The 12,275-nt window shown below is 70.0% G+C and carries 9 protein-coding genes; 8 read left to right on the top strand and 1 reads right to left on the bottom strand.

Annotation, left to right across the window (positions count from 1 at the left end):
- Nucleotides 1-52: 52 nt before the first annotated feature.
- On the top strand, nt 53-598 hold the full coding sequence (locus ACFQPS_RS17835; RefSeq protein ID WP_377360571.1) for a hypothetical protein: 546 nt from the start codon (nt 53-55) through the stop codon (nt 596-598).
- A 239-nt stretch (nt 599-837) separates the two neighbouring features.
- Here ACFQPS_RS17835 and ACFQPS_RS17830 read toward each other — a convergent pair whose 3' ends face one another.
- Complete coding sequence (locus tag ACFQPS_RS17830; protein ID WP_377360570.1) at nt 838-3,762, bottom strand: TonB-dependent receptor domain-containing protein; 2,925 nt, start codon at nt 3,760-3,762, stop codon at nt 838-840.
- A 575-nt stretch (nt 3,763-4,337) separates the two neighbouring features.
- Here ACFQPS_RS17830 and tsaA point away from each other — a divergent pair.
- The 7 genes from tsaA (at nt 4,338) to ACFQPS_RS17795 (ending at nt 12,271) form a co-directional block, all read left to right on the top strand.
- Complete coding sequence (gene tsaA, locus ACFQPS_RS17825; RefSeq protein ID WP_377360569.1) at nt 4,338-4,814, top strand: tRNA (N6-threonylcarbamoyladenosine(37)-N6)-methyltransferase TrmO; 477 nt, start codon at nt 4,338-4,340, stop codon at nt 4,812-4,814.
- 62 nt (nt 4,815-4,876) lie between these two features.
- Nucleotides 4,877-6,964 (top strand): TonB-dependent receptor plug domain-containing protein, encoded by a 2,088-nt coding sequence (locus ACFQPS_RS17820; RefSeq protein WP_377360568.1) that lies wholly within the window; start codon nt 4,877-4,879, stop codon nt 6,962-6,964.
- Between the two features lie 82 nt (nt 6,965-7,046).
- Nucleotides 7,047-8,108 carry an iron ABC transporter substrate-binding protein gene (locus tag ACFQPS_RS17815; RefSeq protein WP_377360567.1) on the top strand — a complete coding sequence of 354 codons (1,062 nt, stop codon included), beginning with the start codon at nt 7,047-7,049 and terminating at the stop codon, nt 8,106-8,108.
- A complete protein-coding gene (locus ACFQPS_RS17810) occupies nt 8,105-9,142 on the top strand; it encodes a FecCD family ABC transporter permease (protein ID WP_377360566.1) in 1,038 nt (345 codons plus the stop codon). The genes ACFQPS_RS17815 and ACFQPS_RS17810 overlap by 4 nt, the downstream gene beginning before the upstream one ends.
- Nucleotides 9,139-9,912, top strand: coding sequence for an ABC transporter ATP-binding protein (locus ACFQPS_RS17805; RefSeq protein ID WP_377360565.1), 774 nt, complete (start codon nt 9,139-9,141; stop codon nt 9,910-9,912). Before ACFQPS_RS17810 ends, ACFQPS_RS17805 begins: the two co-directional genes overlap by 4 nt.
- Nucleotides 9,913-10,061: 149 nt before the next feature.
- On the top strand, nt 10,062-11,300 hold the full coding sequence (gene repA / locus ACFQPS_RS17800; protein ID WP_377360564.1) for a plasmid partitioning protein RepA: 1,239 nt from the start codon (nt 10,062-10,064) through the stop codon (nt 11,298-11,300).
- The gene (locus ACFQPS_RS17795) at nt 11,297-12,271 is read left to right on the top strand and encodes a ParB/RepB/Spo0J family partition protein (protein ID WP_377360563.1); all 975 of its coding nucleotides are present in this window, start codon (nt 11,297-11,299) and stop codon (nt 12,269-12,271) included. The genes repA and ACFQPS_RS17795 overlap by 4 nt, the downstream gene beginning before the upstream one ends.
- The last annotated feature ends 4 nt before the right edge of the window (nt 12,272-12,275 follow it).

The raw sequence follows: 12,275 nt of genomic DNA, 5'->3' as shown, positions 1-12,275 counted from the left end.
TTGGCTATCTAGACCGGCAGGAAATCAGCTTCGCATCGGTTTGGAGCCAAGGATGGGTTTGCTTGCCAAGTACCCGGGCCGGGCCTGGGCGGTCGCGCCGGCCGTGCTGGTCGCGGCCTTCGCCGGGACGGCGACGGCGCAGAGCCTGGATGCCTGCCGTCAGATGCAGGACCCGCAGGCGCGTCTCGCCTGCTATGACCGGCTGGGTCCGGCGACGGCGCTGCCACCGACCGACAGTCCTCACGTCGGTGGCTCCCGCCCCGTCGCCCCGTCAGCCGGAACCCATGCAGCGCCGCCGGTCGTTACGACGCCGGAACAGAAATTCGGTGCCGAGAACGTGCGCCAGCCGGCCGCCGCCGCCGCGCCGCGGCCGCAGGAGATCGAGGCGCTGACCGCCCAGGTCGCGTCGGTGCGTCAGGCCGGCATGGGCCGCATCGCGGTGACCCTCTCCAACGGCCAGGTCTGGCGCCAGACTGAGACGGTGCGCCTGGATCTTTCCGCAGGCGATACGGTCACGATCGAGCGCGGGGCGCTGGGCAGCTACAACCTGCTGACCGGCCGCACCTCCCGCCTCTACAAGGTGGAGCGCACGCAGTAGCGGAACACCGGACGCCGGCCTCGACTCCGCCGGAAGCGTCCCAGGAACAGTCTCGCGCGACATCATGAAAAGGGCGGTCGGCCATGGGGCCGGCCGCCCTTTTTCGTGCCCGCCCCGCGCGTGCCCCCCCTGCGCGGACCCGAAGACCGCCCTCCTCCGGCACAAAAGGAAAGGGGCGGCGACATCGCTGCCGCCGCCCCCGTGATCCGCGGGGTCGCCCCCTGGATCCGCCTTCCGGATCAGAAGGTGACCTTCACACCGGCGTAGAAGAACCGGCCGATCGCATCGTAGGTACCGGACGCCGTCTCGGTGCCGGTCTCGTTGCCCGGCAGGTTCGAGAGGATCGGAGCCGGCTTCTTGTCGAAGACGTTGTCCGCACCGGCGTACAGCTCGAAGTTCTCCGTCGCCGCGTAGCGGATCTGGACGTCGTGGTAGAACCAGTTGCCGACGCCGACATTGCCCGGCCACTCCATGGACGCCAGGAACTGGTTGTCCAGGTAGGAGTTGCCGATCCAGGTCGTGGTCCAGGCCACCGACAGGTTGTCCAGACCGTAGATCAGGTTCAGGGCAGCCTTGTCGCGGGGCGTCCCGATCTCACCGTTGAAGCTGTCCTTCTCCGCACCCTCCAGCGGGATCACGTAGCCCTTGAAGACGTGCGTGTAGGCCAGACGGGAGTTGAGCTGACCGGCGAGGCCGATATCCTCGAGGTCCAGGCGGTGATTCAGCGTGATATCCAGACCGCTGGTGGCCAGGCTGCCGGCGTTGGCGATCGGCTGATCGACCTCGTCGATCGCGCCGGCGCTGTTGACGCCGAAGGCCTGATAACGGCGGATCAGCTTGCAGTATTCCTGATCGTTCGTCCGGTAGCACTGGTCGAGGATGAACTGGCGCGGAATGGCCGTGATCGCATCCTCGATCTTCACGTTGAAGTAATCGACTGTCATCGAGAAGGCGGACAGCGCCTCGATGGTCGGGGTGATCACCGCACCGATGGTCCAGGACTTGCCCTTTTCCTCGGAGAGGTCGGGGTTGCCCAGGTCGAAGCCGCTGATGCCCTGCACGTCAGACTGGGTGAAGGTCACCTTGCCGTTCGTCGCGATGTTGGACAGCACGCCCGGATCGCGGCGGCAGTTCTCGCCGATCACGCCGCCACCGGTGGCACCGATGCCATCGCAGGGATCGATCAGGCCGGTCGGGTAGTTCTGGCTCGGCGGCGAATACAGCTCGCTGATGTTCGGGGCGCGGACCGACTGGGCGCGGATCACGCGGAAGCGGATGTCGTCGATCGGCTGCCACTCGCCACCGACGTTCCAGCTCGTCGTCGTGCCGACGGTGGAGTAGTCGGAGAAGCGGACCGCGCCACGCAGGTTGAGCTGCTTGGCGAAGGGCAGGTCGGCCAGGATCGGCACGTTCGTCTCGGCATAGCCTTCGAACACGTCGAAGTCGCCGCGGGTGGCCGGGATGGCGTTACCGGCGTTCAGGCCCGACTGCTGCAAGGCGTCGAACTCGGAGCGGCTCCGCTCGGCGCGGTACTCGGTGCCGAGAGCCACGCCCAGCGCACCGGCCGGCAGATCGACGACATCGCCGGTGACGTTCAGGCCGGCAATGGTCTGCTGCGTGAAGGTGGAGAGCATGCCCGGCGCGGCGATGTACTTGGCCGCCTCGGGGCTGATGGAGCCGAAGCCGAACAGATTGATCGGATGGCAACCCTGGGCGCGGGCATCGGCGTCGCGGCAGATCAGCTCGGTGCGGTTGCCGTTGCTGTTGACGTCATTGACGTCAACGACGGCATCCAGCGCCTGGCGGAAGCTCTGCACGTTGACCTGGCCGTTGGAGACCTGGCTCTCGCTGGTCTTGCCGTAGCCGAGGTAGGTCTCGTAGCGCCAACCCTCGACCATCGGAATGTCGCCGTCGGCACCGACCAGGAAACGGTAGGTGTCGCGGTCGGCGGTGTTGCCGCGGTTGCCGACCTCGCGCAGGCGGCGGGTGAAGACCAGATCCTTCAGGCCGTCGCCGTTGGTGTCGGTCGCCGCGTCGTAGAGCGCGGTCGGCACCAGCGGGTTGCGCGACCCGTCGGCATTCTGGATGTTCCAGACGGTGGCCGGGAAGATGTCGTCGGACGCCAGACCGAACGGCTCCATCTCCGTCTTCGTCTGGGTGCCGGCGTAGGTGCCTTCCATGAAGAAGCGAAGGTTGTCGTTCACCTCATAGTCGCCCTGCGTGGCGAAGAGGTAACGCTCCGTCGGGATGGCGATGGTGCGGTAGTCGGACCGGTTGAAACCGTCGGCCGCGCGGGTCGCGGTGCCGTTGGTCGAGAACCCGGAGATCAGGTTGTTGTTCTTGTCGTAGGTGAAGCTGCGTCCGCCGGCGGTGAAGCGGCCCTGCGGTGCGTAGCTGGAGTAGTACGGGCGGGAGGGGGTGAAGGCGTGGCTCGGGTCGCCGTCCAGGGCGCCCAGCGAGCTCTGGTCCACCGCGGCGAAGTCGCGGTTGCGCGAGAACACCGCACCCTGGTTGCTGTAGCCCAGGAAGCCGACGATGTTGCCGCGGTTGTCGCCGAAGTTGCCGCCCATCATCAGGCTGACGTCCTTCTCGATGCCATCCCCTTCCTCGGAGATGCCATAGCGGGCGTCGGCCTCGATGCCTTCGAAGTCCTGCTTGTAGATGATGTTCACGACACCGGCGACGGCGTCGGAGCCGTAGACGGCCGAAGCGCCGCCCGTCAGCACTTCGACGCGGTCGATGAACTGGGTCGGGATGGTGTTCAGGTCGACGGCGGCGCTGCCCGGGATGCCGGAGACGAAGCGACGGCCGTTGACCAGGACCAGGGTGCGGTCGACGCCCAGATTGCGCAGGTCGATCGTGGCGGCGCCGGCGCTGGAAGTCTGGAAGTTGGAGTTCGTGCGCGAGATCGACGGGGCGCCGAAGGTCGGGTTCTTCAGGAGCACGTCCTGGAGGGTGGCCGACGCAGCGATGTCGATGTCCTCACCGCCGACGACCTGGAGCGGGGACGGGGAGTTCAGGTTGCTGCTGGCGATGCGGGAACCGGTGATGACGATTTCTTCGACCTGGCCCTGCTGGGCGGCGGCCGGCATGGCGGTAACGAGGACGCCGATCGCAGCGCCGGCCATCAGGCCGCGCCTGATCGCAGTTTCTCTGAGGTCCATGAGTGCCATTTCCCTTCGTTCTCTGGAGCAAACCAACGGGCGGCGGAACGGGCCGCGCTGCCATGACGGTGGGCGCACCGTTCGACCAGCCTCCGCGCACCACCGGGGGCAGATGGCTAGCAAGCGTGGGGAAATGCTCCAACCTTCGGAGTGTCGCGGCTTCACTATTTCGTAACATGTGTGGCACGAAGGGCTCAGTTTTCCGGCAATGTAGACGAGTTATTGCCTTATCGAGAGCCGCAATCGACCGGTTGTTTCTTGCTATCATATGTATGTATCGAAAAGATATTCTGCTTCGTGGGTCCATTTACGCCAGCCACCCGGGCCCGGTTCGCTTCCTCGTGGCGGGCCGGGTTCCTGATGCCCTTATCACCAGCGACTCCCGTCCCGACCGGTGCCGCGCCTGCCGTTTCGCACTTGCGGTAAGCTCGACACCCTTTGTATTCTTCCGGATATAGCGGTTCGGAAGATGCGGTGGCCGTGGCCCCGCAACCGGACCAGCCGGGCAGACGGCGGAACAGGGTGACGCGATGCAAGGACCGGGCAGGACCGCGACGACGCTGAGGACCGGGGAAGTGGCCGTGGAGGCCCCGGCGGCGACGGATGCCACGCTCTACTTCATCGGCCGCATCCACACCCCCTGGACCCGCCCGGAGGAGTGTCCCCGGCAGGGCCGGGACGACGGCCCGGTCTGCCGTATCGAGGTGTTCGAGCCCTGGGTCGCCGCCCTGGACGGGCTGGAGCGGTATGGCGAGATCGAGGTGCTGTACTGGCTGGACCGCTCGGCACGCACCCTGGTCCGCCAGAGCCCGCGCGACGACGGCCAGACCCGCGGCACCTTCGCCCTGCGCTCCCCGCTGCGCCCGAACCCGATCGGCACGCAGATCGTGACTCTGCTGCGGATCGAAGGGCCGGTGCTGCATGTGCGCGGTCTGGACTGCGTGGACGGCACGCCGCTGCTGGATCTGAAGCCCGACCGCCGGATCTTCACCCCCCTCGCCCCGCCCACGCCCGGCGACGCGCCCGGCGGCGGGGTCCCGCCCCGTTCCTGACCGCTGGCCGGGGCGGATGGGCCGGCCCCGGCGCAGTCCTGCCCGCTGGAGACGCCGCCGCCATGCCGATCCCCGTCCGTCCCCGTCTTGCGCTTCTGCTCGCCACCACCGTTCTGACGGCCACCGCGCTGACGGCCGCCCCTCCCGCGGGCGCGCAGGACCGTCAGACACAGGACAGGAACCGGGGATCGGCGGCCTTCGAACTGGGTGAGATCGTCATCGTCGGCCGGCGCAGCGAGCGGCTCGCCATCGGCGGCACCAGCCTGTCCGACGCCGCCATCTACCGCTTCAACCGGCCGACCCTGGACGAAGCGGCGAGTCTCGTGCCCGGCGTCACCGCGTCCAACTCCGGCGGCTCGCGCAACGAACGCCTGATCTCCGTGCGCGGCTTCGACCGCTTCCAGGTGCCGCTCTCGATCGATGGCATCCGGGTCTATCTGCCGGCGGACAACCGCCTGGATTTCGGGCGCTTCCTGACGGCCGACGTGGCCGAGGTGCAGATCGCCAAGGGTTACGCCTCGGTGCTGGACGGGCCGGGCGGGATGGGCGGGGCCATCAATCTGGTGACGCGCCGGCCGACCGAGGAGATCGAGCTGGAGGCGAGCGCCACCGTCACGCTCGACCGCGACACCGACTTCGCCGGCAAGACCCTGTTCGGGCTGGCCGGCACCCGCCAGCAGGGCTGGTACGCCCAGGTCTCCGCCGCCCGCAACGACCGCGACCACTATACCCTGCCCAAGGATTTCACGCCGACCGCGACGGAGGATGGCGGTCGCCGCAACCGCTCGGAGACGGAGGACTGGCGGGTCAACGCCAAGGTCGGGCTGACCCCGAACGACACCGACGAGTACAGCCTGAGCTACACCCGCCAGGAGGGATCGAAGAACGCGCCGCTGCACGTCACCGACCCCGCCTCCATCCAGCGCTACTGGCGCTGGCCGTACTGGGACCTGGACAGCCTGTACTTCCTCTCCAGCACCCGGATCGGGACCGGAACGACCCTGAAGACGCGGGCCTATTACAACGGGTTCGACAACCTGTTGCAGGCCTTCGACGATGCCGCCCAGACGCGGCAGACGCTGGGGCGTGCGTTCGACAGCTACTATGACGACGAGGCCTACGGCGGATCGCTGGAACTGACGCTGCCGGTCGCCGACCGCGACACCCTGGCCGCCGCCGTCCATTACCGCCGCGACCGGCACGGCGAATGGCAGACCAGCTTCAGCCCGTCGCGCTTCACCGAGCCGGAGCAGGTCTCGACGGAGGAGACCTGGTCTGTCGCGCTGGAGAACCGCCTGTCCCTGACCCCGACCCTGCTGCTGACGGCGGGCCTCGGCTACGACTGGCGCGACCTGAAGCGGGCGGAGGACTGGGCGGGCGGGGCGACCGGCAGCCCCGTGATCTATCCGACCCGCGACAGCGACGCCTGGAACTGGCAGGCCGCGCTGTCGCAGTCGCTGGGCGACGACGCCGAACTCCATGCCCGTCTGTCGTCGCGCACCCGTTTCCCCACCCTGTTCGAGCGCTTCAGCTCCCGCTTCGGCGGTGCCACCTCGAACCCGGACCTGAAGCCCGAGCGGGCCACCAACATCGATCTCGGCGGCTCCTGGACGACGGGGGCGCTCTCCGTCGAGGCGGCAGTCTTCTACAACGACGTGGACGACTACGTCGTCTCCGTCCCCTTCATCTACAACGGCCAGTCCGTCACCCAGAGCCGCAATGTCGGCTCGGGCGAGTTCTACGGGGCGGAACTGTCGCTGGCGGTGGAACTGGCGCAGACGCTGACCGTGGGCGGAAATTACGCGCTGGTGAAGCGCCACATCGACGATCCGACCAACGCCGCCCTGAAACCCACCGGGGTGCCGACGCACACCGTCTTCCTCTATGCCGACTGGACGCCGCTGCCCGATCTCCGGCTGACGCCGACGGTCGAGGTGGCGGGCGAGCGCTGGACCGCCACGACCGACGGGCGGCTCTACTACCGCACGGGCGCCCATACCCTGGTCGGGCTGCGGGCCGACTACAGCCTGACCGACACGGTGGAGGTCGGCGCCGGCGTGCGCAACCTGTTCGACCGCAGCTACCAGCTCACGGACGGTTTCCCGGAGGCCGGTCGCTCCTTCTATCTCAGCGCCCGGGCCCGGCTGTGACCGCCGGTTCCGCCGCTCCCCTGCCCTTCCCCTGCCTCTGCCCCTTCCCCTGCCCTTCCCCGTCCGATCCGGAGGTCCCGTGATGCGCCGCTTCCTCCTGCGCTGCGCCCTGACCCTGCTCATCGCCATCGGACCGGCCGCCGGGACGGCGCTCGCGGCCGGTCCGCGGAGCTTCCAGGACGATACCGGCCGGACGGTGCCGGTGCCCGACCGGGTGGATCGGGTCTTCGTCGCCGGCGGCCCGGCGGCGATCCTGCTCTACACCCTGGCGCCGGAGCGGATGCTGGGCTGGCCACGGGAGAATGCCGAGGAGGTCAAGGCGGCCCTGGCCGCCCCCTATGCCACCCTGCCGGCCACGGGCCAGTTGACCGGCCGCGCGGCCACCGCCAGCCCGGAGGCGGTGGTGGCGCTGGCCCCGGATCTGATCCTCGATTCCGGGTCCACCGGCGCCACCTATGCCGATCTGGCCGAGCGGGTGCAGCGCCAGACCGGCATTCCCTATGTCGTCCTGACGGGGGACTTCGCGGCGACGCCGGCCACCTACCGCCGGCTGGGCACGCTGCTGGGCCTGGAGGCGCGCGCCGGAAATCTTGCCGGCTGGGCCGAGGCCATGATCGCGGAGATCGACCGCCGGCTGGCCGCCCTGCCGCCGGAGCGGCGGGTGCGGGTCTATTACGGCCGCGGGCCCGACGGGCTGGAGACGGGGCTCGCCGGGTCGATCAACACGGAGGTGCTGGAACGGGTGGGGGCGGTGAACGTGGCCGTCTCCGCCGGGGCCGGCGGGCTGGCCCAGGTGTCGCTGGAGCAGGTGCTGGCCTGGGACCCGGACGCCATCGTCACCACGGACGCCCGCTTCTACGATCTGGCCCGGCACGATCCGCGCTGGGCCGGGCTGCGGGCGGTGCGCGAGGGCCGGGTGCATCTGGCCCCCCGGCTGCCCTTTCCCTGGGTGGATTTCCCGCCGGGCGTGAACCGGCTGATCGGGGCGCGCTGGCTGGTCTCCGTGCTCTACCCCGAGCTCTTCCCGGAAGACATCCGTCCGGTCGTCCGCGACTTCTTCGAGCGCTTCTACCATCGCAGCCTGAGCGATGACGAACTGGCCACGCTGCTGACCCCGCCCGGCGGTGACGGGGCGGGGCGGTGACGGCCGAGACCCGGCCGACGGTGTCCCCGCCCCTGCCCTGGCGGCGCTGGCTGCCCGCGGTCGCCGTATGCGGGGCAGTGCTGCTGGCCTTCGCCGTCGGCCAGTACCCGGTGGGGCCGGGCGAGCTTCTGGCCGCACTGCGGGCGCGCCTGACGGGCGGGGAGAGCGGCCTTTCTCCCGCCGTGGAGACGGTGATCTGGCAGATACGGTTGCCGCGGGTGGTGGCCGCCCTGGCCGTGGGGGCCGCCCTGGCCGCCGCCGGCGGGGCATACCAGTCGCTGTTCCGCAATCCCCTGGTCAGCCCGGACCTGCTGGGTGTGTCCGCCGGGGCCAGCCTGGGCGCCATCCTGGGCATCGTGCTGGCGCAGCCGGTGCTGGTCATCCAGGCGCTGGCCTTCGCCGGCGGGCTGGCCGCCGTGGCGCTGGTCTATCTGATCGGGTCCGCGCTGCGCGGGCACGATCCCGTGCTGCAACTGGTGCTGACGGGGATCGCCGTCGGAGCCATGCTGAGCGCCGCCATCAGCCTGCTGAAGGTGCTGGCCGATCCCTACGACCAGCTTCCTGCCATCACCTACTGGCTGCTTGGCAGCCTGGCAGCGGTCGGGCCTGATGACATGCTGGCATTACTGCCTGCCTGCCTGCTGGGACTGCTGCCGCTGTGGCTGTTCCGCTGGCGGATGAACCTGCTGACCCTGGGGGAAGAGGAAGCGAAGGCGCTGGGCCTGGAGACGCGGCGGCTGCGCCTGCTGTTCATCGCCGGGGCGACGCTGATGACGGCCGCCAGCGTCGCCGTCGCCGGACTGGTCGGCTGGGTCGGGCTGCTGGTGCCGCATGTGGCCCGGATGCTGGTGGGGCCGGACTTCACGCGGCTGCTGCCGGCGTCGCTGCTGCTGGGGGCGGGCTTCCTGCTGGTGCTGGACACGCTGGCCCGCACCGTGGCGGCGGTGGAGGTGCCACTGGGCATCCTGACCGCCTGCCTGGGGGCGCCCTTCTTCCTCTGGCTGATGGCCCTGGGGCGGCGGGGCTGGACATGATCCTGCTGGAAACCCGCGCCCTGGCCTTCGGCTATCCGGGCCGCACCGTCGGCGCCGGGGTCGAGCTGTCGCTGGCGGCCGGGGAGGTGCTCTGCCTGCTGGGTCCCAACGGCAGCGGCAAGACCACCCTGTTCAAGACGCTGCTGGGCCTGCTGCCGGCCCGGTCCGGACGGGTGCTGCTGCACGGCGACGACATCGCCCGGCTGGCGCGCGACGAGATCGCCCGCCGCGTGGCCCTGGTGCCGCAGCACGCCACCGCCGGCTTCCCCTTCACTGTCGCGGAGCTGGTGCTGATGGGCCGCGCGCCGCACATCGGCCCCTTCCGCACGCCCGGCCCGGCCGATCATGCGGCCGCGGCGGAGGCCATCGGCCTGATGGGCATCGGCCATCTGGCCGGACGGCCCTGCACCCGCCTGTCGGGTGGCGAGCGGCAACTGGCGCTGATCGCGCGGGCGCTGGCGCAGGGAGCGCCGCTGCTGGTGCTGGACGAGCCCACCTCCAGCCTGGATTTCGGCAACCAGGTCCGGGTGCTGGAACGAATCCGCGCCCTGAAGGCGGAGGGGCGCGCCATCATCCTGTCCACCCACGATCCGGCACAGGCCCACGCCCTGGCCGACCGCGTGGCCCTGCTGGACGGCGGGCGGATCGCAGCCCTGGGTCCGCCGGAGACGGTCGCCACCGCAGCGGCGCTGGAGCGGCTCTACGGCGTCGGTGTCACGGTGGAACGGCTTGCCGGGTCCGGGTCCACCGCCGTGCTGCCGCGCTACTGACGTCGGCGTCCGGAGCGTCGAAGAGTCCAGGCAGTGCGGGATTTCTGCCGCATTCCTGCATAAATTCATCACTCCGCCAGAATTCGTTCTTTCCCTTTCGATGCGCATCCCGGATAAGAACGGGAACTGCACGGACGGAGGAAGATCGCATGGACACGGCGGAACGGACAGCGCTGGGCACGACCGACCCCCTGCGGCTGTTCCTGGAGCATTCGGAGGGCTGTGACGCCATCCAGCGCCGCATCATCGAGGTGCAGTCGCACCCCGACAAGTCCAAGCATCTGCGCCTGATCCCGACGCCGGAGGCGGCGCGGCTGCTGCGCATCTCCGAAAGCCACCTGCGCGGCCTGATCCGACAGGACGGCTGGCCCGAGGGCACGGTGGTCGGCGCCGGCAACCGCCGCGCCTTCACCCTGGCCGAGGTCAACGAGATCCGCCGCCGCCTGTTCGCCGCCACGGGCGACGCGCGCTACCGGGTCGGGCGCGACCGGGCACGCGGGGAAAAGCTGGCCACGGTCACCGTCGCCAACTTCAAGGGCGGGGCGGCGAAGACGACCCATTCCGTGCATCTGGCGCAGTACCTTACGCTCCAGGGCTACCGGGTGCTGCTGATCGACCTGGACAGCCAGGCCAGCGCCACCTCCATGTTCGGGCTGGTCCCGGACGAGGACTTCGACCGGCTGGACACGCTCTACCGCCTGTTCACCCTGGACGAGGGGAGCCGCACGGCGTCGCTGGCCGACCTCGCCCGCCCGACCTACTGGGACGGGCTGGACATCGTGCCGGCGAACCTGGGCCTCTATTCCACCGAGTTCGAGGTCCCGGTGCGGCAGATGCGCCAGCGCGAGCTGCGCTTCTGGCGGGTGCTGGCGGACGCCCTGCCGTCGATCGACGACCGCTACGACGTCGTCGTCTGCGACTGCCCGCCGTCGCTGTCGTACCTGTCCATCAACGCGGTGATGGCGGCGAACCTGCTGCTGGTGCCGATCCCGCCCTCCATGCTGGACTTCTCCTCCGCCGGGCGGTTCTTCCGCATGGTGCATGAGACGCTGGAGACGCTGGCCGCGGCCGAGGGCGGACGGGTCAAGCAGTTCGATGCCGTGCGCCTGCTGGTCACCAAGTACCAGACCTCCGATGCCAACCAGACCCAGCTCGTGAAGTGGATGGGGGCGGTCTTCGCGGACACGCTGATGACCAACCGGATGGCCCTGACCACCGGCCTCGACAATGCCGGCAACATGAAGCAGAGCTACTACGAGCTGGAAGCCAGCGACGTGAACCGCCGCACCTATGAGCGCGGGCTGGACTATCTGAACAGCGTCAACGCCGAGATCGAGAGCGTCATCCACGACATCTGGGGCCGCAGCGGCGGCGAGGGGGCACGATGAGCCGGAAGGACAGGATGGCGGCCCTGGATGCCGCCGTCGGTGACGTCGCCGGGCGCCGGCGCGAAAGCGGCAGCGCCCGCTCCTTCATCCCCATCGTCGCCCAGATGGAGGAGGTGTTCGAGGGTAGTGCGGCCGAGCTGGAACGGCTGAAGGCGGCCGGGCAGGTGCTGCTGGACCTCGACCCCGGCACCCTCGTCGCCACCCGCTTCCGCGACCGGCACGGTGCCGCCTTCGCGGACACGGCGTTCGAGCAGCTCGTGCAGGACATCCTGGCCCGCGGCCAGCTCGTGCCCATCCTGGTGCGCCGCACCGGCGCCGGGTTCGAGATCATCGCCGGCCATCGCCGCGTCGAGGCCTGCCGCCGGCTCGGCCGGCCGGTGCTGGCCCGCGAGCTGGCGGCCGACGACAGGGGCCTCGTCCTCGCCATGGTGCGGGAGAATGAGGTGCGGGCCGACATCTCCGCCTTCGAGCGCGCCCGGCAGATCGCCGCCGTGCTGGAGGCCGGGGTGATGGACCGCGCCGGGCTGATGGCGGCGCTGGGCTTCACCAAGGGCCACCTCTCCAACCTGCTGAAGCTGGCGGAGCTGCCGGACGCCGTCGTGGCCGGGCTGGGCGATCCCCGCCCCTTGCGCATCGCCGACGGCGCCCGGCTGGCCCGGCTGCTGACCGACCCGGCCGTTCGGGAGCGCGTGCTGGCGAAGGCGGCGGAACTGGCGGCCGGCTCCCTGCCTTTCGCCAAGCGGCTGGCCGAGCTGGTCACGGTGGCGGAGGGGCGGGCCGATCCGACCCCCGCCCCGCGCGGCGAGCGGGTGGTGCGCAGCCGCACGGGGCAGGTGCTGGCACGCCTGACGGAGCAGGACGGGCGCCCCCTGCTGCGGCTGGCCGCCGGCCTGCCGCCCGACGCGGTGGACGCCATCTTCGCCGCCATCCCCGACGCCCTGCGCCGCAGCGGCCTGGACGTGGCGGACTGACGGC

The organism is Rhodocista pekingensis, assembly GCF_042665545.1.
Classification (GTDB): domain Bacteria; phylum Pseudomonadota; class Alphaproteobacteria; order Azospirillales; family Azospirillaceae; genus Rhodocista; species Rhodocista pekingensis.
This window is presented reverse-complemented; position numbering and strand designations above follow the sequence as displayed.